This is a genomic window from Mycobacterium sp. TH-M82 (assembly GCF_057473605.1).
In genome coordinates this window covers 1-22,003 of record NZ_JBYCKY010000095.1, presented here as the reverse complement: position 1 = coordinate 22,003, position 22,003 = coordinate 1, and the positions used below count along the sequence as shown (strand labels likewise).

Below are 22,003 nucleotides of genomic sequence, written 5' to 3'. Positions count from 1 at the left end.
TTCACCCGCTCCTCCGGGAAGTGGCCCTCCCCGACCAGATACAGCGCCGAGGTGGCGCAGCCGCACTCCGGGTGCACGAACAGCTCGGCGTCGGGATGATTGCGGGACTTCTCCTCGAGCTCCTCGCCGTTGATCGCCGCGTGTACGTGGCACTCTCCGGCCCAGATGTGCATGTTCGCGCGCCCGGTGACCCGCTGAACGTGCTGGCCCAGGAACTGGTCGGGCAGGAACAGCACCTCGCGGTCGGGATCGATCGAGTTGACCACGTCGACGGCGTTCGACGACGTGCAGCAGAAGTCGGTGAGTGCCTTGACCGCCGCCGTGGTGTTGACATAGGACACCACGACGGCATCGGGGTGGTCCTCACGCCACGCCTGCAGATCCTCGGCGGTGATCGATTCGGCCAGCGAGCAGCCCGCCTTAGCGTCGGGGATCAGCACGGTCTTGTCCGGGGACAGGATCTTGGCGGTCTCGGCCATGAAGTGCACCCCGCAGAAGACGATGGTGTCCTCAGGCGCCTTCGCCGCGATTCGGGCCAGGCCCAGCGAGTCACCGACATAGTCGGCGATGTCCTGGATCGGCGGCAGCTGATAGTTGTGGGCCAGGATGATCGCGTTGCGCTGCTCCTTCAGTCGCCCGATCGCGGCCACCCATTCCTCGTCGGCCTCCACCCCGCTGTAACCGGCAGGAGTCTTGACGATCCGCGCGGCTATCCGGGCGGCTGAGGAATGCACCGGGTTCACGTCGGTGGCCACCGTGCCGGTGTCGTGCAGGGCGGTCATGGACGGTTCCTTTCGCCGGACCCGGTTTTCGACTTATGATCGAAAACATGGTCTATGGTAGCACCGCGCACGAGGTGCTGGCCGTGGTCTTCCAGGTTGGCGGCCTGAGTTCCCGGTCGCCCGGGCTCAACGTGCTGCTGTGGCAGCGGGCGCGGGATCCCCATTTCGGCAGGTGGTCGCTGCCGGGCGGCGGGTTGGGCGACGACGAGGATCTGATGACCTCCGCACGCCGCCAGCTAGCCGACAAGGTCGACCTGCGTGAGATCGCCCACCTCGAACAGCTGGCCGTTTTCTCCGATCCCACCCGGGTGCCCGCGGTGCGCACCGTCGCCTCGACGTTCCTCGGGCTGGTTCCCTCCCCTGCCACCCCCGAGCTGCCGCCCGACACCCGGTGGCACTCGGTGGACGCGCTGCCGCCGATGGCCTTCGACCACGCGCCGATGGTCGGCCATGCCCGGACCCGGCTGGTTGCCAAGATGTCGTACACGAACATCGGCTTCGCCTTGGCGCCAACAGAGTTCGCACTGTCTACACTCCGCGACATCTACAGCTCCGCCCTCGGATACCAGGTCGACGCCACCAATCTGCAACGGGTACTGGCCCGCCGCGGGGTGATCACGCCCACCGGGACCACCGCACGCTCCGGCCGCAGCGGCGGCCGGCCGGCGGCGCTATACCGGTTCGTCGATTCGCAGTTGCGGGTGACCGACGAATTCGTGGCTTTGCGCCCGCCGGGAGAGTCGACTGGATTCTTAACCGTGTCTTAAGACAGAATGCTCGGATGGACTTCGACAACCTAGCCCGGCAGCCGGGCGTCGAGTGGATCGGCTGGATTGGCCGGGCACCGCACCAGGAGCTGCAACCCGGCAGCCGACCGCTGGAACCGGCGGAAGACCCGTTCTACCAGCCACCTGCCGGCTTTCAGCACGCGGTGGCGGGCACGGTGCTGCGCTCCCGAGACGTTGAGCTGGCATTCCTGGGCCTGATTCCGCAACGGGTGCACGCTACCCAACTGCTCTACCGGACCTGCGACCGCAACGGCGCACCCGAGACGACGGTCACGACGGTGCTGGTGCCCGCCGAACGCGACCACGCGCGGCCGTGCCCGATCATGTCGTACCAGTGCGCCGTTGACGCGGTTGCCGGCCGCTGCTTCCCGTCCTACGCGCTACGCCGGCGGGCTCGGGCGGCGGGCTCACTGCCGCCGTTGGAGTTCGTGATGATCGCCGCCGCCTTGGCGCAAGGCTGGGCGGTGTCGGTACCCGATCATGAAGGTCCGCACGGTAATTGGGGAGCACCCCGTGAGCCCGGCTACCGTGTGCTCGACGGGGTGCGCGCGGCGTTGCGCACCGACCGGCTGGAACTATCCCGCGATGCCCCGGTGGGACTGTGGGGCTACTCCGGCGGCGGCCTGGCCACCGGCTGGGCGGCCGAGGTCAGCGCCGACTACGCCCCCGAGCTCAACATCGCCGGTGCGGTGCTGGGGTCGCCGGTCGCCGACCCCGGGCACACCCTCCGCCGGCTGAACGGCTCGTTTTGGTCTGGGCTGCCGGCCATGATGATCGCGGCGCTGGCGAACGTCTACCCGGAGCTGGACCAGGTGATCCAAGCCCACGCCACCGAGGAGGGGCGGGCCCTGTTGCGGTCGCTGACGTCGATGACCACCGCGGGTGCGTTGTGGAGACTGCGCCACCGGGACCTGGACTGCTACGTCGACAATCCCCTCGACCACATCCTGAAATTGCCTGCTGTGCAACATGTTTTCTCCGACACCAAACTCGGCACCAAGGTGCCGACACCGCCGGTCCTGATCGTTCAGGCCGTGCACGATCAGGTGATCTCCGTCGAGGACATCGACGACCTGGCCGACGCCTACGCGACCGGCGGGGCGACGATCACCTATCACCGCGACACGTTCAGCGAGCATGTGCTGCTGCACCCCATATCAACCCCGATGGTCCTGAGCTGGCTGGCTGACCGGTTCGCCAATGGACCGTCAGCCGGTCGGGCCGGCGGCGTCCGCTCGGCGCTGCTGAATCCGACGACCTACGTCGGTCTGGTCCGACTGGGCCTGATCGCCGCCAGAGTCATCAGCGGCCGTCCGCTGTGACGTCGGCAACCGGTGGGCCCGCCGACGCGGTCCCCGGTTCGAAGGCCGGATAGCCGCCCAGATCATCGCGAGCCGTCCAGACCGCGCACAGCGCGTAAGCCAGCGCCGCGGCGGCGGCGGCCGTCAGCAGGGTGGCCGCGACCTGCCACGGCGTGTGCCCGAAGAACACCGGCGGAGCCTCGGCGAAGTAGTACACCCGGTGGTCGGGTGTCACCGGTGCGGCGTCGACGTTCACCACGCCGTAGCGGTGGTGCACCAATTCACCGCCGACCAGCACGGCCAGCGCGGCGGCCGCGACCAGGCCGACCGACAGCCCCGCCACCATCCCCGGGCCGCGGTGAGCCCGCCACTGCCACGCCAGCGCGGCCGCCATCACCCCCAGCACACCCAGCAGGCCCAGCACCATAAACGGCGCAACAAAAAAGCGATCGGCCTCATCGCCCAGATAGGTTTGCACCCGCTGGCCGGCGCGGGTCAGCGCCACCACGCCGTGGACCGGCGGCGCGATCCACGCCCAGAGCGCCCCGGCTGCCGTCCCCGCAGCGGCCACTCCCCCCGCCACCATGCCGATAGCCGCGGCGCGCGGAGTAGGTGGCGCGGCGGCGCCCGCCGGCACGGTCATCGGCTCTCCAGGTCCGCCGAGTCCACCGGTCCGTGCCGGGAGCATCTGGCCGTCCAGCCGTTCGGCCGGACCTGCACCACCATCCGGCGGCCACATGCGGCGCAGAACCGCGGGGGCTGGATCCCCAGCCGCGCTATCGTCGGCACCGCCGCGCCTGCCGTGCCCGCCGGGCTGCCGGTGTAGACGTTAAAGACGCCGGCACCGACGGGGGCGGGCAGTTCGGTGGCCATCAGGTGGTTGAGTCGCGGTACCTACAGGCTGGCGTTGAGTGCCTTGACCGGCATCTGCAGTTCGTCGAGCATCTCCAGGTCGTCGTCGATAGAACGGCCGAGTGTGGTGAGGTAGTTACCGACGATCAGGGCATTGATGCCACCCAGCAGGCCACGTTTGGCACCCAGATCGCCGAGGGTGATCTCGCGGCCACCGGCGAACCGCAGTATGGCGTGCGGCAGCGCCAACCGGAAGGCCCCCACCACCTTGAGCGCCTCGGCTGCCGACATCACCTCGGCGTTCTCCAGCGGTGTACCCGGCTGCGGGATCAGGAAGTTCAGCGGCACGTCATCCGGAGCGAGTTCGGCCAGCTCGGCGGCGAACTCCGCGCGTTGCTCCACGGTTTCACCCATGCCCAGAAGCCCGCCGCAGCACACCTCCATCCCGTTCTCGCGCACCAGGCTCAGCGTCTCTCGGCGATCCTCCCAGGTGTGCGTGGTCACCACGTTGGGGAAGAATGAGCGGGCGGTCTCCAGGTTGTGGTTGTAGCGGTGCACACCCATCTCGGCCAGCCGCCTGGCCGAACGAGGGGTCAACAGGCCAAGTGAAGCGGCGATATGGATGTCGACTTCCTTGCGGATGGCTTCGATTCCCGCTGCCACCTGTTTGAGCAGCTTCTCGTCGGCGCCGCGCACCGCGGCGACAATGCAGAACTGGCTGGCACCCGCCTCGGCCGTCTGTTTGGCAGCCGCCACCAGGGTCGGGATGTCCAGCGAGGTGCTGCGCACCGGCGATTCGAACCGTGCGGACTGCGAGCAGAAGTTGCAATCTTCGGTGCAGCCACCGGTTTTCAGGCTGATGATGCCTTCGACGTCGACCTCCGGGCCGCACCAACGCATCCGCACCTCGTGGGCCAGCCCCAGCAACTCCTCGAGCCGATCCTCGGGCAGCTGCAGCACCGCCAGCACCTGGTCTTTGTCCAGTCCCCGGCCACGCTCCAGCACTTGCTCGCGAGCCACGGCGAGGATATCGGCGTCTGCGTCGCCGGCGCTGGATCGTGTGCTGGAATCGGCGGTTTTGGTCACCCGATGCTCCCTCGCTTGTCAACAACCTGAATGCTGTTCACGTCATGGTAGCGGGGTGGGCGCGGCAACCGACTCAGCCGCCGATCGTATGCTCGACTCGCTTGTTGCCGTCCCACCGTCGTAGACCGGCGAAGCCGCCGTGGAGCTGCGCGGGCCGGCCGGCGACGCGCAGCGCCCGCCCGAGTTGCCCGCCGCGGACTCGGCGTGCGAGCGTGACGTGCGCAGTCCACTGCCCGGGCTCGCTGTTGGGCGCCGGCCCGGACACCAGATATGGGCGGCACCGCCGGTGCGTCTCGGCATGAAGGGCCAGCAGCTCGGGCGTCGGCACCACCAGCCGTGCCAGCACGGCATTGGCGTTGCCGGCCCTGCCGAAGAACACCGGCGCACCGACGACACAGGGTATCGGCATCCGCTGGCTCAGCGGGGTCAGCAACGCGTCGACGTCCGCCGCGATACCCTCGGCGACCACCAGCGTCACGTGCGGCCGGGCAGCCGGCGCCTGGCTGGGTATGCCGGCGGCGGCAAGGCCATCCCAGAGGTGCCGAATCGCGGCTTCGGTGTCGCGGTCGAAAACCAGCTCGATCGTGTGCACCATCAGCCGGCCAGTGACCTCACCCAGTCGTGGTCGAAGGCTCGGGTGCTCAACCCGGCGAAGCCCGCGGCGTCCAGCGCAGCGGCGCCGGCGGGCAGCACCGCACGCACCGGCGCCGACCGGGCCAGCGCAGCGCGGTTACCGGTGTGCACCGCGCCGGGCCGGTCCGGCCAGCTGCCGATGACCAATCCGGCACAGTTCACCCGCCGGGTGGCCAGGGCTTCCAGCGTCAGTGCGGTGTGGTTGAGGGTGCCCAGCCCGGCGCTGACCACCACCAGCACCGATGCCTGCAGATCCGCGGCGAGGTCACGCACCGTTACGCCATGGGCGAGTTGCACCAGCAGCCCGCCGGCCCCCTCGACCAGTGTCAACCGGCCCGGCGCAGCCATCGCGGTGACGAAGTCCACCAGCTGGGCGCGCGATGGCAACGCCGTGCCGGCGTGTTCCGCGGCCGCCACCGGTGCCAGCGGAAGCGCGTACCGCACCAGTCCGGCCAGTTCGACAGACCCGGTAAGCCCGGCCAGCCGACCTATCTCGGCCAGATCGTCGTCGCCGACGAGGGTGCCGGTCTGCACCGGTTTACCGACTGCCACATCCAGGCCGGCCTGCCTCGCACACGAGGCCAGCGCCGCGGTTGCGACCGTCTTGCCGACGCCGGTGTCGGTGCCGGTGACGATCAGAACGGTCATGGGCGAACGGCCGCTAGCACCCGCGTCAGCGCACGACGCGCCACGTCGAGGTCATCGGCGGTCAGCGATGCCCGGGCCGCCAGCCGCAGCCGCGACGTCCCTGGCGGGACGGTCGGTGGCCGAAAGCAGCCGACCCGCACTCCGGCGTCCAGGCAGGCCGTGGCCGCTGCCAGCGCCGCCTGCGGATCGCCCAGGATCACCGACACCACCGCCGACTGCGGCGGCTCGGGCACCGCGCAGATCGTCGCCAGCGTGCCGGCGTGGCCGCGCACCGCATCGGGGCGCCACGGCTCCGCGGCAAGCACACCCAGTGCGGCCAGCGCCGCTCCGGCCGCCGCCGGTGCCAGCCCGGTGTCGAAGATGAACGGCCGGGCGACGTCAATCAAGTGATCCCGCACGGCCGTCGACCCGAGGACGACGCCGCCCTGACTGCCCAGCGCCTTGGACAGGGTCGCGGTGATCACCACGTCGGGCGCGCCGGTCAGCCCGGCCTGGTGGGCCTGCCCCCGCCCGCCCGCGCCGCACACCCCGAGGCCGTGCGCCTCGTCGACGACGAGCAGCGCGCCGTGCCGCTGACACACCTCGTGTAACCCGAGCAGCGGCGCCAGCGCACCATCGGCGGAGAACACCGAGTCGGTGACCACGACAGCCCGCTCCTCGTGGCGAGACGCCAGCGCCGCGTCGACGGCGCCGACGTCGCGATGTGGCACCACCACCACCCGGGCTCGCGACAGCCGGCAGGCATCGACCAGCGACGCATGCGAACGCGCATCCGACACCAGCAGCGATTCCGGCCCCGACAAACCGACGACCGCACCCAGGTTGGCGGTATATCCGGAGGAGAAGACCAGTCCCGCTGCTACACCGACGAAGTCGGCCAGCGCCGTTTCGAGTTGCTGATGCAGCTCGGTGTCGCCGGTGACCAGCCGAGAGCCGGTGGCACCGGCGCCCCAGGTGCGCAGCGCCCGCACGGCACCGTCGATGACGGCCGGGTGCCGGGCCAGCCCCAGGTAGTCGTTGGAGGCCAGATCCAGCTCGGTGGCCATCGCTGAACGCGGCCGCAGCGAGCGACGCAGCCCGGCCGCCCGCCGCTGGCGTTCCACCTCCGCCAGCCAGGTCAGCGGGCTGGCCTCGGTCTCAGCGCGGCTCATCTGCGCCGCTCCTCCTCATCGCTGCGCTCTGCATCGTCGCCGGCGCGGCTCATCTGCGCCGCTCCTCCTCATCGCTGCGCTCTGCATCGTCGTCAGCGCGGCTCATCTGCTAAAGCCTACGAGAGCCGGAGAGCTCGGCGACCCCGACCATTGCCGAGCTGATCTGGGTGATCTCTGCGGGCGAGCAGATGAACGGCGGCATCGCATACACCAGGTTGCGAAACGGCCGCAACCAGACACCGTGGTCCAGCGCTGTCGGCGTGGCGACAGCCAGATCGACCGGTCGGTCGCACTCGATGACGCCGATCGCGCCGCACACCCGGACATCGGTGACTCCCGGCAGCGACCGCGCCGGTTCCAGCCCGGCGGTCAGCCCGGTGCCTATTCCGGCGACCGCCGAGCGCCAATCCTGGCTGAGCAGCAACTCGACGCTGGCCACCGACACCGCACAGGCCAGCGGATTGGCCATGAAGGTGGGCCCGTGCATCAGCGCCCCGGCCTGGCCTGCTCCGACGGTGTGCGCAATCTCGGTGCCGCACAGGGTGGCGGCCAGGCCGAGGTACCCACCGGTCAGCGCCTTGCCGACGCACATGATGTCCGGGCTGACACCGGCGTGCTCCGCGGCGAACAGTTCGCCGGTGCGGCCGAAGCCGGTGGCGATCTCGTCGAAGATCAGCAGCACCTCATGGCGGCGGCTGATGTCGCGCAGGTCACGCAGGTAACGCGGGTCGTGGAAGCGCATCCCGCCGGCGCCCTGCACCACGGGCTCGACGATCACCGCCGCCAGCTGACCGGCATGGTCGGCCAGTTGGGCTTCGAACGCGGCGCTGTAGGCCGGGTCGTAGTCGCTGGGCACCTGCGGGGCGAACACCTGGGCGGGAAGCACGGAATCTTTGCCGGAGCCCCACAGCGCATGCATGCCGCCGTCCGGGTCGCAGACGCTCATCGCCGCGAAGGTGTCGCCGTGGTAGCCGCCCCGCCAGGTCATCAACCGCCGTTTGTCTCCTCGGCCGCGTCCGCGCCAGTACTGCAGCGCCATCTTCACGGCGACCTCCACCGCCACCGAACCAGAGTCGCTGAAGAAGACGGTGTCCAGCCCGTCGGGGGTTATCTGCACCAGCAGCTGCGCCAGTCGCGCTGCGGACTCGTGGGTCAGACCGCCGAACATGACGTGGTTCATCACGCCAAGCTGCGCGGTCAGCGCCGCGTCGAGCACCGGGTGACCGTGTCCGTGGATCGCGGTCCACCATGAGCTCATCGCATCGAGCACTCGGACCGGCGCCCCGTCGACGATCACCGTCAGCCATGCGCCGCGGGCGCCGACCGCCACCACCGGAGCAAGCCCCTGCGCGCCGATCGTGCTGTACGGGTGCCACAGATGGGCGGCGTCGATCGCGCTGATCTGTTCGGGGGTCCACCGCGGCATGGAAGTTGAGAGTAATTCACGACGCGGCGAGATCCCCTTGCCGGCGAGCATGCGCGGAATCGCACGCGGAAGGGCCACGCCGTGCGACTCTGTGCATGCTCGGCAGACAGGTACACGCCGGCGATCACGGTCCGGTCACAGGACAGTGAAGATCGTCCCCGACGGCTGGTCGGCAGCCGAAACACCGGATAACCTTTGTGACAGAAGTTACTGGAGTGGCTGTTGTGAAATACGACGGCCGAGAGGGGAAGCCCAATGAAACGCGTCCACACCATCGCGACCGGCCTGGCGCTGTCGCTGGCACCGGTGATGGTCAACCCTGGCCTGGCCACCGCGGACCCACACACGTGGCCGGCCGGCTACGCCCAACCGATCGACTACGTGATCCAGCGCGCCCTTTCCCAGCAAGGGGTGCCGTACGTCTATGGTGGCGGCAATGCGTTCGGGCCCACCAACGGAATCCGGCCGGACACCGACACCGCCCCGCGAGCTAACGCCCCCGCGGGCATCACCCGTGCCCCGGGAACGAACCCGGTCCCGAACACCGCCCTTACCCCGGCGGCGGGTACAGCGAGCACTGTTGCGGCCCCGCCCGCCAACGGCACTGTCGGATTCGACTCCTCGGGTCTGATCCAGTACGCGTTCGCAGCCGCCGGGATCAAGATGCCGCGCACCTCGGGCCAACAGTGCAGTGTCGGTCGCAAAGTTCCGCCGGCACAGGCCCGTCGCGGCGACCTGATCTGTTACGGCCCGGGTGGCAGCCAAAGCGTCGCACTGTTTCTGGGCAACGGACAGATGATCGAGGGCACCGAGCCCGCCGTGGTCGTCACGCCGGCGCGCACCAGCAACATGACGCCGTACCTGACCCGCATCATCGACTCCTGATCACCGCAGTCCCGGCGGCTCCGCCGTCGGCGGCGCAAGTGGCAGCGCGACTTCACTGCGACACCGGTCGCGCAAACTCCGCCAGGAGTGCTCAGGCGGCGGGCTGATTCGGTAGATTATCGGGCAATCATGATTGCCTTGTTGTCCCCACCCCGGCCGGCGTCAGCGACCGCTCCGGAGCCTGTACGCGTGGCGGCCGTGGCGGGGGCCACGGCGGCCGCCACGGGGACTCGCAAAGCAGGTTTTTACCGACACGACCTCGACGGCCTGCGCGGCATCGCCATAGCACTGGTCGCCATGTATCACGTCTGGTTCGGCCGGGTGTCCGGCGGCGTGGACGTCTTCCTGGCGCTCTCCGGCTTCTTCTTCGGCGGCAAGCTGCTGCGTGCCGCACTGAACCCGACGTCATCGCTGTCCCCGCTGCCCGACGTGGTCCGGCTGGTGCGCCGGCTGCTCCCTGCGCTGGTTGTGGTGCTGGCCGCGTCGGCGGTGCTGACCATCCTGGTCCAACCGCAGACCCGCTGGGAGACCTTCGCCGACCAGAGCCTGGCCAGCCTGGGTTACTACCAGAACTGGGAACTCTCGCATACGGCGGCCGACTACCTGCGGGCCGGTGAGGCGGTCAGCCCGCTTCAGCACATCTGGTCGATGTCGGTGCAGGGCCAGTTCTACATCACGTTTCTGGCGCTGATCTTCGGGTTCGCCTACCTTTTTCGACGCCGGCTCGGCACCCGGCTGCGGACGGCGTTCGTGGTGCTGCTGAGCGTGCTGACGGTGTCGTCGTTCGTCTATGCAGTCATCGCGCATCGGGACAATCAGGCGCTCGCCTACTACAACAGCTTCGCCCGGGCCTGGGAGTTGCTGATCGGGGCACTCGCCGGAGCATGCGTGCCCTACATCCGCTGGCCGCTGTGGCTGCGGAGCTCGGTCGCCGCCGCAGCACTGGCGGCGATCCTGAGCTGTGGAGCGCTGATCGATGGCGTCAAGGAGTTCCCCGGCCCGTGGGCGCTGGTGCCGATCGGCGCCGCCATGATGTTCATCCTGGCCGGGGCCAACCGGCATGCCCAACCCAGCACGGCTGAGAGGTTGCCGTGGCCGAACCGGCTGATGGCGATCCCGCCGCTGGTAGCCCTGGGTGCGATGGCCTACTCGCTGTATCTGTGGCACTGGCCGCTGCTCATCTTCTACCTGTCCTACACCGGCCACCGGCATGCCACGTTCGCGGAGGGAACAGCGATCCTGCTGGTCTCCGGCGTGCTCGCCTACCTGACCACCCGGCTTGTCGAGAACCCGCTGCGCTACCGGGCGCAGGCCGGCCCCGGGCCGGCGCCGACCTTGACGATTCCCTGGCGGGCGCCATCGGCCGGCCGGTGGCAGCACACCACGTTCACGCTCGGGTCGGCGGTCGCCCTGCTGGGAGTGGCGCTGACCGCGACTTCGTTCACGTGGCGCGAGCACGTCACAGTGCAGCGCGCCAGCGGCAAGGAGCTGTCCGGGCTCAGCACACATGACTACCCGGGCGCCCGCGCCCTGACCAAACACGTGCGGGTGCCCAAGTTGGCGATGCGCCCCACCGTGCTCGAAGCCAAGAAGGACGTCCCCTCCTCCACCAATGACGGCTGCATCAGCGACTTTTCCAACCCGGCACTGATCAAATGCGAGTACGGCGACACCAGCGAAACAGGCTCTGCGCGCACCATTGCACTGGCCGGGGGGTCGCACGCCGAGCACTGGCTCACCGCGCTGGATCTGCTCGGCCGCATGCACCATTTCAAGGTGGTGACGTATCTGAAAATGGGCTGCGCGTTGTCCACCGAGGAAATCCCGCTGATCATGGGCAACAACGCCCCGTACCCGCAGTGTCATGACTGGGTGCAGAAGACGATGAACAAGCTGATCGCCGATCATCCGGACTTCGTGTTCACCACATCCACCCGGCCGTGGAACATCAAACCCGGCGATGTGATGCCGGCAAGCTATGTAGGCATCTGGCAGAGGTTGTCGGAGAACAACATTGCCATCCTCGCCATGCGGGACACACCGTGGCTGCTCCGCGAAGGCAGCCCGTTCGAGCCCGCCGACTGCCTGGCCTCCGGTGGCGACGCGACGTCGTGCGGCGTCAAACGGGCCGACGTCCTCGCCGATCACAACCCCACCCTCGACTTCCGGGGGCAGTTCCCGCTGCTCAAGCCGCTGGATATGTCCGATGCGCTGTGCGGCGCCGAAACCTGCCGCGCGGTGGAGGGAAATGTGCTGATCTATCACGACTCTCATCATTTGTCAGCCACCTACGTGCGCACCATGACCGGCGAGCTCAGCCGGCAGATGGGCGCAGCCACCGGTTGGTGGTGAGATCAACCTCGCCCGGCCCGGTCGTATCCACCTACCGCGTACAGCTCCGCGGTCCGGACAGCGGGTTCGGGTTCACCTTCTCCGACGTGGAGAACCTGCTGGACTACCTGGATCACCTCGGGGTGTCGCATGTGTACCTGTCGCCGATCATGACCGCGGTGCACGGGTCGACCCACGGGTATGACGTCACCGACCCGACCACCGTGTCAGCGGAACTCGGCGGCGCCGAAGGCCTGGCCCGGTTGTCGGCGGCGGCGCGGGCCCGTGGGATGGGCTTGGTGGTCGACATCGTGCCCAACCACGTCGGGGTGGAAAGGCCGGAGCAGAACTCATGGTGGTGGGACGTCCTGACACATGGCCGCTCGTCGCGCTACGCACGGTTCTTCGACATCGACTGGGATCTCGGCGATGGCCGAATCGTGTTGCCGCTTCTGGGTTCCGCCGGCGACGTTACGAACCTGACGGTGGATGGTGACCTGCTGCGGTTAGGTGACATCGTACTGCCGATCACCCCCGGTACCGGCGACGGCACCGGCACGCAGGTGCATGATCGTCAGCACTATCGCCTGGTCGATTGGCGCAGCGGGCTGTGCGGTTACCGTCGTTTCCTGTCGGTCAGTTCGCTGGCTGCACTACGCCAGGAGGACCGCGAGGTTTTCGATGCCACCCACCTCGAAGTCGGCCGCTGGTTTACCGCGAGGTTGGTTGACGGCGGGCGGATCGACCACTTCGACGGGCTGGCCGACCCGCCAGGGTATCTGGCCCGACTGCGCGAGGTCGTCGGGCCGACAGCCTGGATTGTCATCGAGAAGATGCTGGCCGCAGGCGAGACATTGGAGCCCTCGCTGCCGGTGGACGGAACTACCGGTTACGACGTGCTGCGGGAGATCGGCGGGCTTTTCGTCGACCCGGCCGGAGCGGCCGCTCTCACCGCGCTCGCCGAATCCGGAGATGCCGGGCGTGCTCACCAGGACGCCGGAGCCGCGCTGCTGCCTGGCCTCAAACGCTGTGCCGCAACCGGCCCGCTGCGCAGTGAGCTGGACCGCCTGCGACGATGCATCGTGACGGCGGCCGGTGTCGACGACCCGCGGCTCGAGGACGCGCTGGCGGCCCTGCTCGGCCACATCGGCGTGTACCGCTGCGACTACCGCGGGCTGGCCGCGGTCATGCCGGCCGCGCTGGCCGAAACCGAGGCCGCCGCACCTGAGCTGGGATCGGCACTGCAGCTGATCAGCACGGCGATAAGCGACGGCGGCGAGTCGTCGACGCGACTGCAGCAGCTGTGTGTCGCGGTGACCGCGGCGGCGGTCGAAAACGGGCTGTTCTACCGGGACCCCCGGTTGGTGTCGCTCAACGAGTTAGGCGGTGACCCAAGATGGTTCGGGGTGGGCGCAGCGGAGTTTCACGCTCGCGCTGTCACCCGAGCCCGGTTGTGGCCGCGGGCGATGACGGCGCTGTCCACCCACGACACCAAACGCGGCGAGGACGTGCGGGCCCGCATCGGTGTGCTCTCTCAGGTGCCGGAGTTGTGGGCGCGGTCCATCGCGCACTGGGAGGCGGCAGATTCGGCCCCTTCCCCCGACGCGGTGACCGGATTGTTCCTGTGGCAGAATATTTTCGGTGTATGGCCGGTGGATGGGTTGATCACCGATTCGTTACGCGGCCGGCTGCACGCCTACGCAAAGACGGCAATCCGGGAGGCGGGGTCGCAGGCCTCGTGGCAGGACGCGAACGCCGGCTTCGAGAACGCGGTGCATCGATGGCTCGACGCTGTGCTCGACGGTTCGGTGGCCGGCGAGCTGACCGAGCTGGCAGCACGGCTGCACCCACACGCGGAAAGCGATGCGCTGGGCCAGAAGCTGCTCGCGCTGACCATCCCCGGCGTGCCCGACGTTTACCAGGGCACCGAGCTGTGGGAGGACACCCTCGCCGATCCCGACAACCGACGCCCGGTCGACTACTCGGCCCGGCGGGCGGCACTGAAGCGCCAGCAGCACCCCAAGATGCGGGTCGTCAGTGCCGCGCTACGGCTGCGGCGTACCCGCCCGGACACCTTTCTTCGGCATGGGTACCACCCGGTGCTGGCCACCGGAATCGGCGCCGATCACGTCGTGGCTTTCCGGCGCGGCGACGATGTGCTGGTGGCCGTCACCCGCTGGACGGTGCGGTTGGGCGAGACCGGCTGGGGAGACACCGTGCTACCACTGCCCGGCGGCTCATGGACCGATCGGCTGACCGGCAGCAGATGGTCCGGTCCGGCACCGGCCGCCGAGTTGTTCGCCGAACTGCCGGTGATCCTGTTGGAGCGCACCGGCGGGGCTGCGGATACCGACTACCGGTGCCGCGAAAAACCGCCGATGATTCGCCGAATGAGTCATCAAGAAGTGCTGCCCATCCCACCCATCGAGACTTCCAACGACCCGGTGCATTCCGCGTCCGATCTACGTCAGCGTCGGCGGGCGCTGATGGGGCCACTGGGATTCAGTCAGCGACTGCTGTGGTTCGGCTTCATCGGGCCCGACCGGCGGTTCATCAAGATGCTGAGCCATGCCGAGATCGGGCCCCGACCACAGCCACGCGTCCTGAAAAACCTGATGTCGGCGCTGCGCACGCTGCTCAGGGACACCGCGCCGGCCGGTAGCAGCGTAACGCTGCTGTTGACCGGCCCGGGCGGATCGGCAGCACCGTGTCCGGCGGCAGCACAGATACTGTGATAATGTGATCCTGTGAAAAATATCACCGTCGCCGTGCCCGAAGACGTGTACCGCACGGCGCGCATTCGGGCCGCGGAACTCGGCAAGTCCCTCAGCGCCCTGGTTGCCGAATTCCTGAACTCGCTCTCCGAGCGCGAGGCAGAGTTCACCCGGCTGGAAGCCAAGCAACATAGGATCCAGCGGCAAATTCGTAGCTTCCGGGCAAGCGGCCGGTTGAGCCGAGACGAAGTTCACCACCGTGCGGTTCGTTGACACCAATGTTCTGCTGTACGCGATCTCTCGCGATCCGGACGAGCGCGACAAGGCGGATCGCGCTAACGACATTTTGGCGTCCCGGGATCTGACGCTGTCCGTGCAGGTTCTGCAGGAGTTCTACGTCCAGGCGACCCGCCAGAGCCGTAGGGATGCGCTCACCCACGAACAGGGCGTCGGACTGGTGGAATCATTCCTGCGGTTTCCCGTCGCCCCCGTTACCACGGAGTTGATGTTGGGCGCTTTTGCCACGCATCGGCGGTTTGGCATCTCCTACTGGGACGCCGCGATCCTCGAAGCCGGCCGGGCGCTCGGTTGTGATGTTGTCCTGTCGGAAGATCTCAGCGACGGCGAAGACTACGACGGCGTCCGCATCGAAAACCCGTTCCGGGCCGGCTACAACAAATAGCGATAGGCCGGTGAACCCGGTTCCAGCGGTTCGACGTGGCTCTCCGAAGCCCGCATCCGGGCCAGCAGGCCGTCCAGATCGGCCGCCGATCCCAGCTCGATGCCGACCAGCGCCTCGCCGGTCTCCCGGTTGTTGCGCTTGACGTATTCGAACAGCGTGATGTCGTCGTTCGGCCCGAGGACCCCGTCGAGGAAGCGGCGCAGTGCGCCGGGCTCCTGCGGAAAGTCGACCAGGAAGTAGTGCTTGAGCCCCAAGTGCACCAGCGAGCGTTCCAGCACCTCCCCGTAGCGGGACACGTCGTTGTTACCACCGGAGATCAGGCACACCACGGTCGAGCCGGGTTCCACCAGGACCTCCGGGGCTTCCAGCAGGCCGGCTACCGACAGCGCACCGGCCGGCTCGGCGATGATGCCCTCGTTCTGGTACAGGTCGAGCATCGCGGTGCACACGGCACCGTCGTCGACGGCGCCGACCGACACCATGTCGCCGGCGGCGGCCAGTGCGGCATAGGTCAGCGCCCCGGCTCGCTGCACCGCGGCACCGTCGACGAACTGATCGACGCGCTCCAGCGTTACCAGCTCACCCGCGGCCAGCGCGGCCATCATCGCCGCGGCGCCGGCCGGTTCGACGCCCAGCACCGACGTGTTCTGCGCCCGCTCGGCCAGGTAGGTGGCGATGCCGGCGATGCAGCCGCCGCCGCCGACCGGCACCACCACCAGGTCAGGTTCGGTGTCGAGCTGGGTCAGGATTTCGGCTGCGATGGTGCCCTGGCCGGCGATCACCCGGGGGTCGTCGAACGGCGGTACCAGCGTTGCCCCGGTGCGGGCGACGTCCGCCAACGCCGCCTCGGCGGCCAGGTCGTAGGTCGCTCCGCCCACGATCAGTTCGATGAACTCCCCGCCGTGGTGCCGGATCCGGTCCCGCTTCTGTTTGGGCGTTTTAACGGGCACGTAAACGCGGCCGTGGATGCCCAACGACCGGCACGCGTAGGCAAAGCCCTGCGCGTGGTTGCCGGCAGACGAACACACCACGCCGGCGGCGATCTCCGCCTCGGACAGCTGCACCAGCAGGTTATAGGCGCCGCGCAGCTTGTAGGACCGCACCGATTGCAGGTCTTCCCGTTTGAGATAGACCGCGGCACCGGTCAGCGTCGACAGCCGATCGCTTCGTTGCAGCGGGGTGAAGTTGACCACCCCGGCGATCCGCTTGGCCGCCGCGTCGATGTCGGACGCCGACAGCGGCCACCCGCTGGCACTCCGGTTCGATACGGCGGACACCGATTTATGGTGCCACCCGGCAGGGGCGTTCAGTGCACCTGGGTCAGCACGGGGTCAGCACAAACACCGGTATCTGCCGCTCAGTCTTGGCTTGATAGTTGGCGTAGTCCGGCCACACCGCCACCGCACGCTCCCACCAGATGGCCTTCTCCTCGCCGAAGACCTCGCGGGCGTCATAGTCCCCGGCGATGGCGCCGTCCTGCAGCTCGACCCGCGGGTTCTTCTTGAGGTTGTGGTACCAGACCGGGTGCTTGGGAGCACCACCCAGCGAGGCGACGACCGCGTACTCGCCGTCGTGTTCGACCCGCATCAGCGGGGTCTTGCGGAGTTTGCCGGTCCTGGCCCCGATCGTGGTCAGCAGGACGACCGGCTTGCCCATCAGCTCGGTGCCCTCGGCACCGCCGGAGGCCATGTACTTCTCGGCCTGCTCGCGGGCCCACTCCAAGGTGCTCGGTGCGTATTCACCGGAAAGTGGCATACCCGTCACCCTACTCCGGCCGCGCCGAACCACGGACCGGCAGCGGTGTTTTGGTTCGCCGCAAGGTCAAAGCCCGATCGCCTTCAGCACCGTTTCCAACCCGGTGAAGTCAGCCGGGTTTCGGGTCGCCAGCGCCGCGTTGTCGGCCACTGCTACCGCCGCGATCATCACGTCCACCCTGCGCCGTCCGCCGGTGATACGGCCGCCCGCGGCGATGATGTCGCAGAGTTCGCGGTAGACATCCGCCTCCCGCTGAGCAAAAGGTAGACCGTCGCCGTATGCCTCGCGGAGCCGGACCAGATCCACCCTTGCCCGAGCAGCAATCTCCGGATCTGGGTGCGTCGTCCCTTCGCTGAACTCCGCGAATACGATCGCTGACACGAACAACTCGTGTCTCCCCGGCGGCAGGAGCTCCCACTGCGGACGCTGGATCAGCAGATTCGTGTCCAAATGGATCTTCACGGGCCGCAGATTTGGCCGGAGCGATCGCGTCCATCCTGAACGAGTCGCAGCATTTCCTCTTCGTACTTCGCCGGCTTCGGACTGTCATACACCCCCGAATCGATGATCTGCTTGGGGCTGGCACCCGCCCGTTCCTCGCTTGCCTCTCGCCGTGGGCGTTGCCGCCTACCGATCAGCACACCGGTCTCCTTACCGTGGTTTGTCACCCGGAACGTCGCTCCACTCGCCGCTGCTTCGATAACCTGCGACGCATTCTGCCGGAGTTCGCGGATACCCACCGTTTTCATACCGTCATGGTAGCACGATAGTAGCACGAAAGTGCTACACCAAGAGCAGGTCCTCATGCGAGCGCGCGCCGCAGAGCTGCAGAGCATGATGGCCATATGGGCGCGGCCGATCTTCACCTCACGGTGTGCCGACGATTCGGTGATGCGGTCCGCTCCGCCGATGGGAAGTGGGAGAGGCCGTCGCCGTGCGACGGCTGGAACGCCGGCGACGTCGTGGAGCACGTAATCGGCTTTCACGACGTTCTTCTGCTGCGGCCGCTCGGGCTGAAACCGGATCGCCCCCGTGATGACCCGCTACGACGCTGGGAGCGGACTTTCGACCGGATTCGGCTGGCGTTGGCCGAAGCCGACGTATTCCAGCGGACCGTGGAGGTGCCGGCGGTGGGAGCAAACCCGGCAACTCAGCTCGCTATCGGGAAGCTGCTACCCCGCCTGACCCGGGACGTGCTGGTACACACGTGGGACCTGGCCGCGGCGGTCGGCGCCGACACTCGGTTGGATTCGGGATGGTGCGCGGCGTTCCTGGACCGCCTGCCCGCCGACCCTGACGTGTTGACCGCCTCTGGAATGTTCGCCACCCCGATATCGGTGGACGACGACGCCGATACGCAGTCGCGGTTGCTCGCTCGCCTGGGCCGTGACCCGTCCTGGCGTCCGCCCACGTAGAGAGGGTCAGAACGGGTCAGTCGGTGCGGGCGAAACTTCCCGTCGTGCATCAGGTGGCGCACCTCGACGCCCTCGGCGCCGCCCGGCAGCGGGATAATCTCCGCGGCATCGGCGGTGCCGTGCCCGAACGTGAAAATCGTTGGTGCCGTTGTCCCAATCGTGTTCCCCGTCATGGCGATGGTGTCGGCTTCGCGGGCCTGGGTTCATGGACCGCAGGACCCGGTTCGTCGGCGTAGAGCTCGTCGATCTCGGCGGCGTACTTGGCGGCGATCGGTGAACGTTTGAGCTTCATGGTCAGCGTCACCTCATCGCCGCCCGGTTCCCACAGGGTGGGCAGCACCCGGAAGCGCTTGATCTGCTCGACTCGCGACAGTCTGGCGTTGCCGTCGGCCACCCCGGCGGCGATCTCGGCGATCACCGCGGGGTCGGCGGCCAGCGCCGCCGGTGTCGCGCCGGAAAGCCCGCGCTGAGTCGCGTACGGGCCCAGCGAGTCGGCGTCGAACACCATCAGCGCGGTGTTGTACGGCCGGGCGTCACCGATGGTGGCCATCGCGCCGATCGCCGGGCAGGCACCCAGGATGGCGTTTTCGATGTTGGCCGGCGACATGTTCTTGCCGGCCGCGTTGATGATCAGCTCCTTTTTGCGGTCGACGACCCGCAGGTAGCCGTCACCATCGTCCTCCAGGATGTCCCCGGTGTGCAGCCAGCCGTCGGCATCGATGGCCTCGGCGGTCTTGCCCGGCTCCATGCGGTAACCGCGCATCACCAGCGGGCCGCGCACCAGAAATTCGCCGTCGTCGGCGATCCGGCCCTGAAGGCCCGGCAGCAACTTGCCGACCGTGCCCAGCCGTGCATCGCGTGGATGAGTTGTCGCGGCAACACAACTCAGCTCCGACATGCCCCACACTTCGCAGATCGGGACGCCGATGCCGGCGAAGAAGCCCAGGGTCTCCTTCGGAATCGGCGCCGCACCCGACACCGCCCACCGGAGCTGGTCCAGGCCAACCGCGACCCGCAATTTCGACAGGACCAGTTCGTCGTTCCCGGCCCATTCCGCGGCCACATCCTCGGGGACGGGGTCCCCGCCGATCAACGCGGCGGCCCGCCTTCCGCCCACCGCCAGTGCCCGCTGCAACGGCTGCCGCTGGTCCTCGTCCGGCTCGTGCGCCACCGCGAACTCGATTGCCGCCTTGAGTTTCTCCCACACCCGCGGCACCGCGGCCCAAATGGTCGGCCGCGTGTCGGGAAGCGCAGCGGTGACCGCACGATGATCGGGCACCACGGTAACCTGAATGCCGAACATCTCCTGGCTGTACAGCGCCATCGCCCGGTCGGCGATGTGCGCAGACGGCAGGTAGGAGGTGGTGCGATCGCCGAAGTGCATACCGAGGACGTTCCGCAGCGCGTATGCCTCGAAGAGCAGGTTGGCGTGCGTCATCTCCACACCTTTCGGCGGGCCGGTGGTGCCCGAGGTGTAGATGAGCGTGACGACGTCGTCGGGTTGCACCGCCCGCCAGGCCGATTCGAAGTCGAAGTCGTCGGCGCCGGCGGCGAGCAGATCTGCGACGGACAGGGTGCCCTGCGGGGAGCCGTCGATGCACACGATGTGCTCGATGGCCGCGCCGCTGGCCCGGATCCGGTCGACGTACTGTTCTTCGCAGATCACGACCTTGGTGCCGGCGTTCCCGAAAAGGTAGGCCAGATTCCCGGCGGGCAAAGTGTTGTACACCGAGAACGAGGTGGCGCCGACGTGTTGGGCGCCGACCTCCAGCGGATAGAACTCGACGCGGTTGGCCATCATCAGCGACACCGTGTCGCCGTGCTTCACCCCCAGCCCCGCCAGCCCGGCCGCCACCTGGCGGACCTGTGCGGCGTAGTCACGCCAGGTGAGCGTCTGGGTGTCGCCCACCGTACGCAGCGCAACCGCGTCCGGATCGATCCCCACGGTGCGCTGGAACGCCTCGCAAACGGTGGCGGGGCGCTCGGCTGCGGTCATGTCGGTGCTCCTCCGCCGGATCGCTCAGCGACCGACCCGGCTCACCCGGGCCAGGTAGGCCACTGCGGAGTCGTGTGATTCGGGATCGTGCAGTGCCGTGATGAGGCCGTCGGCGTCGCTCCAGCTCCGCGTGGTTGCGACCATCCCTTCGGTCACCGCGTTGGTGTGCCGTTTGGTCAGTGCAAGGGTAAGCGCCGACTTGGTGAGTAACTCGCCGGCCAGCCGTTCGACCTCGTCGTCGAGGTCGGCTGCCGGTACCACCCGGTTGAGGAAGCCTGCCGCCTTCGCCTCATCGGGCCCGAACGGCCGGCAGGTCATCACCAGCTCCTTGGTCAGCGCCGGCCCGATCTCGCGTACCAGCCGCGGGATGCCGCCCCACGCCAGCGGGATGCCGAGATCCACCTCGGGTATCGAGAAGCGGGTGGTGTCGGCGGCCACCCGCAGGTCGCACGCGGCGGCCAGCACCAACCCGCCGCCGACGCAGTGGCCGTGCAGCCGTGCGATCGTCACCGCGCGCATGGCTTCCAGGGCGTCAGCCATCCGGCGACCGGCGTCGGCGTCCTCCCGCATCGTGCGGGCACCTTCGGTGCCGCCGGCGAACACCGCCAGGTCGGCACCCGCCGAGAAAGCCCGGCCCTTGCCGCCGACGACGACGACCTTCACCTCGGGCCGGGCGTCGAACCAGCGGGCCGCTGCACTCAGTTCGTTCAGCGTCTGGGTGCTCAGCGGGTTCAGCTTCTCCGGCCGGCTCAGCGTGATCGAACCGCGGGCACCTTCGGCCGCCACCTCGATGGTGGTCGCGTCATCGGTTTCCATTTCTGCGACCGTAGTCGCTGCACCGAGATCGACGTCAGCGTGGCCCCGTGTCGAACTTTTCCGCGTTAACGTGGATCTCCAACCCCGGACAGTCGGCGGGCGGGAGGCGAAGGGACACCCCGAAGTGATGGTGCAGCGATGACAGCAACCGTGATCACCGGCGCTAACGTCTGGGACGGGACTTCGCCCGACGCGCCACCGCGCCAGGTGCTCGTCGTCGGAAACCGGATTCAGCAGGTTTCCACGTCGATCGAGGCGCCTGCCGACGTACAGGTGGTTGACCTGCCCGGGCACACACTGACGCCGGGGTTCATCGACTGCCACACCCACGTCGCGGTGATTCCGCCGGTCGGCCCGGCGCTGGCCGCCGACTCGGGCACCGCAAAAGCGTTGAAGGCACTGCCGGTGCTGCGGGCCTTGCTGATGAACGGGTTCACCACCGTCCGCGACCTGGGCTGCGGAGATCTCGACTACCCGACCGTCGACCTGCGCGACGCGGTGGCCGCCGGCATCGTTGCGGGCCCGCGGATGTTGGTGGCGCCGCACATGATCTCCGCCCGCGGCGGTCACGGCGACTTCAGCGGACTGCTGGCCGACCAGTATCAGGGCACACTGGGCACATTGGGCACATTGCGGCCGCTGGAACTGGCAGCGGCCGACGGCTGCGACGAGATCCGTACCCGGGTCCGCCAGGAGATCCGGGCCGGCGCCGACTGGGTCAAGTTCGCCGCGACCGGCGGCT

22 protein-coding genes and 2 pseudogenes are annotated in these 22,003 nt (G+C 68.4%); 9 read left to right on the top strand and 15 right to left on the bottom strand.

Annotated elements, in window-relative coordinates; translation table 11 throughout:
• Positions 1 to 782 (bottom strand): quinolinate synthase NadA (nadA, locus tag AC2VON_RS02900; RefSeq protein ID WP_486951592.1); only part of this gene is annotated, 782 nt, incomplete at its 3' end.
• Between the two features lie 47 nt (positions 783 to 829).
• Here nadA and AC2VON_RS02895 point away from each other — a divergent pair.
• Positions 830 to 1,549 carry an NUDIX hydrolase gene (locus tag AC2VON_RS02895; RefSeq protein ID WP_486951591.1) on the top strand — a complete coding sequence of 240 codons (720 nt, stop codon included), beginning with the start codon at positions 830 to 832 and terminating at the stop codon, positions 1,547 to 1,549.
• Between the two features lie 14 nt (positions 1,550 to 1,563).
• Positions 1,564 to 2,892 carry a lipase family protein gene (locus tag AC2VON_RS02890; RefSeq protein WP_486951590.1) on the top strand — a complete coding sequence of 443 codons (1,329 nt, stop codon included), beginning with the start codon at positions 1,564 to 1,566 and terminating at the stop codon, positions 2,890 to 2,892.
• On the opposite strand, the gene AC2VON_RS02885 is transcribed toward AC2VON_RS02890, so the two are convergent.
• The 8 genes and pseudogenes from AC2VON_RS02885 to AC2VON_RS02850 all read right to left on the bottom strand — a co-directional run bounded on the left by AC2VON_RS02885 (position 2,873) and on the right by AC2VON_RS02850 (position 8,667).
• Positions 2,873 to 3,514, bottom strand: a complete 642-nt coding sequence (locus tag AC2VON_RS02885; protein ID WP_486951589.1) for a DUF2567 domain-containing protein — start codon at positions 3,512 to 3,514, stop codon at positions 2,873 to 2,875. The genes AC2VON_RS02890 and AC2VON_RS02885 overlap by 20 nt on opposite strands.
• Positions 3,511 to 3,744: a biotin synthase auxiliary protein BsaP gene (bsaP, locus tag AC2VON_RS02880; RefSeq protein WP_486951588.1), complete on the bottom strand. Its 234-nt coding sequence runs from the start codon at positions 3,742 to 3,744 to the stop codon at positions 3,511 to 3,513. The genes AC2VON_RS02885 and bsaP overlap by 4 nt, the downstream gene beginning before the upstream one ends.
• A 21-nt stretch (positions 3,745 to 3,765) precedes the next feature.
• A complete protein-coding gene (gene bioB / locus AC2VON_RS02875) occupies positions 3,766 to 4,809 on the bottom strand; it encodes a biotin synthase BioB (RefSeq protein WP_486951587.1) in 1,044 nt (347 codons plus the stop codon).
• A 73-nt stretch (positions 4,810 to 4,882) separates the two neighbouring features.
• On the bottom strand, positions 4,883 to 5,404 hold the full coding sequence (locus tag AC2VON_RS02870) for a 2'-5' RNA ligase family protein (RefSeq protein WP_486951586.1): 522 nt from the start codon (positions 5,402 to 5,404) through the stop codon (positions 4,883 to 4,885).
• Positions 5,404 to 6,090 (bottom strand): dethiobiotin synthase, encoded by a 687-nt coding sequence (gene bioD / locus AC2VON_RS02865; RefSeq protein ID WP_486951585.1) that lies wholly within the window; start codon positions 6,088 to 6,090, stop codon positions 5,404 to 5,406. The genes AC2VON_RS02870 and bioD overlap by 1 nt, the downstream gene beginning before the upstream one ends.
• Entirely contained in the window at positions 6,087 to 7,241 is a 1,155-nt protein-coding gene (locus AC2VON_RS02860) for an 8-amino-7-oxononanoate synthase (RefSeq protein WP_486951584.1), read from the bottom strand. The genes bioD and AC2VON_RS02860 overlap by 4 nt, the downstream gene beginning before the upstream one ends.
• A gap of 13 nt (positions 7,242 to 7,254) precedes the next feature.
• Positions 7,255 to 7,328 (bottom strand): annotated as a pseudogene (locus tag AC2VON_RS02855) (hypothetical protein); the annotation flags it as partial.
• Between the two features lie 22 nt (positions 7,329 to 7,350).
• On the bottom strand, positions 7,351 to 8,667 hold the full coding sequence (locus AC2VON_RS02850; protein ID WP_486951583.1) for an adenosylmethionine--8-amino-7-oxononanoate transaminase: 1,317 nt from the start codon (positions 8,665 to 8,667) through the stop codon (positions 7,351 to 7,353).
• Positions 8,668 to 8,922: 255 nt separating this feature from the next.
• Between AC2VON_RS02850 and ripD the strand changes: the two genes are divergently transcribed.
• The 5 genes and pseudogenes from ripD (at position 8,923) to AC2VON_RS02825 (ending at position 15,279) form a co-directional block, all read left to right on the top strand.
• On the top strand, positions 8,923 to 9,552 hold the full coding sequence (ripD, locus tag AC2VON_RS02845) for an NlpC/P60 family peptidoglycan-binding protein RipD (RefSeq protein WP_486951582.1): 630 nt from the start codon (positions 8,923 to 8,925) through the stop codon (positions 9,550 to 9,552).
• A gap of 132 nt (positions 9,553 to 9,684) precedes the next feature.
• Positions 9,685 to 11,904: an acyltransferase family protein gene (locus tag AC2VON_RS02840; RefSeq protein WP_486951593.1), complete on the top strand. Its 2,220-nt coding sequence runs from the start codon at positions 9,685 to 9,687 to the stop codon at positions 11,902 to 11,904.
• Positions 11,901 to 14,213 (top strand): annotated as a pseudogene (gene treY / locus AC2VON_RS02835) (malto-oligosyltrehalose synthase); the annotation flags it as partial. The gene AC2VON_RS02840 and the pseudogene treY, both read left to right, overlap by 4 nt.
• 438 nt (positions 14,214 to 14,651) lie before the next feature.
• Complete coding sequence (locus tag AC2VON_RS02830) at positions 14,652 to 14,870, top strand: hypothetical protein (RefSeq protein ID WP_486951581.1); 219 nt, start codon at positions 14,652 to 14,654, stop codon at positions 14,868 to 14,870.
• A complete protein-coding gene (locus AC2VON_RS02825) occupies positions 14,857 to 15,279 on the top strand; it encodes a PIN domain-containing protein (protein WP_486951580.1) in 423 nt (140 codons plus the stop codon). The genes AC2VON_RS02830 and AC2VON_RS02825 overlap by 14 nt, the downstream gene beginning before the upstream one ends.
• Here the strand turns inward: AC2VON_RS02825 and ilvA are convergent.
• The 4 genes from ilvA to AC2VON_RS02805 all read right to left on the bottom strand — a co-directional run bounded on the left by ilvA (position 15,267) and on the right by AC2VON_RS02805 (position 17,783).
• Positions 15,267 to 16,556, bottom strand: coding sequence for a threonine ammonia-lyase IlvA (ilvA, locus tag AC2VON_RS02820; RefSeq protein ID WP_486951579.1), 1,290 nt, complete (start codon positions 16,554 to 16,556; stop codon positions 15,267 to 15,269). The two genes, AC2VON_RS02825 and ilvA, sit on opposite strands and share 13 nt — an antisense overlap.
• Positions 16,557 to 16,599: 43 nt before the next feature.
• Positions 16,600 to 17,034, bottom strand: a complete 435-nt coding sequence (locus AC2VON_RS02815; RefSeq protein ID WP_486951578.1) for a nitroreductase family deazaflavin-dependent oxidoreductase — start codon at positions 17,032 to 17,034, stop codon at positions 16,600 to 16,602.
• Between the two features lie 66 nt (positions 17,035 to 17,100).
• Positions 17,101 to 17,496, bottom strand: coding sequence for a PIN domain-containing protein (locus AC2VON_RS02810; protein WP_486951577.1), 396 nt, complete (start codon positions 17,494 to 17,496; stop codon positions 17,101 to 17,103).
• The gene (locus AC2VON_RS02805) at positions 17,493 to 17,783 is read right to left on the bottom strand and encodes a type II toxin-antitoxin system Phd/YefM family antitoxin (RefSeq protein ID WP_486951576.1); all 291 of its coding nucleotides are present in this window, start codon (positions 17,781 to 17,783) and stop codon (positions 17,493 to 17,495) included. The genes AC2VON_RS02810 and AC2VON_RS02805 overlap by 4 nt, the downstream gene beginning before the upstream one ends.
• A 96-nt stretch (positions 17,784 to 17,879) precedes the next feature.
• Here AC2VON_RS02805 and AC2VON_RS02800 point away from each other — a divergent pair, with 96 nt between their 5' ends.
• Positions 17,880 to 18,449 carry a TIGR03086 family metal-binding protein gene (locus AC2VON_RS02800; RefSeq protein ID WP_486951575.1) on the top strand — a complete coding sequence of 190 codons (570 nt, stop codon included), beginning with the start codon at positions 17,880 to 17,882 and terminating at the stop codon, positions 18,447 to 18,449.
• A gap of 169 nt (positions 18,450 to 18,618) precedes the next feature.
• On the opposite strand, the gene fadD11 is transcribed toward AC2VON_RS02800, so the two are convergent.
• On the bottom strand, positions 18,619 to 20,445 hold the full coding sequence (fadD11, locus tag AC2VON_RS02795; protein WP_486951574.1) for a fatty acid--CoA ligase FadD11: 1,827 nt from the start codon (positions 20,443 to 20,445) through the stop codon (positions 18,619 to 18,621).
• 24 nt (positions 20,446 to 20,469) lie between these two features.
• Positions 20,470 to 21,261 (bottom strand): enoyl-CoA hydratase/isomerase family protein, encoded by a 792-nt coding sequence (locus tag AC2VON_RS02790; RefSeq protein WP_486951573.1) that lies wholly within the window; start codon positions 21,259 to 21,261, stop codon positions 20,470 to 20,472.
• A 138-nt stretch (positions 21,262 to 21,399) separates the two neighbouring features.
• Between AC2VON_RS02790 and AC2VON_RS02785 the strand changes: the two genes are divergently transcribed.
• On the top strand, positions 21,400 to 22,003 hold a 604-nt coding region (locus AC2VON_RS02785), incomplete at its 3' end, for an amidohydrolase family protein (RefSeq protein ID WP_486951572.1).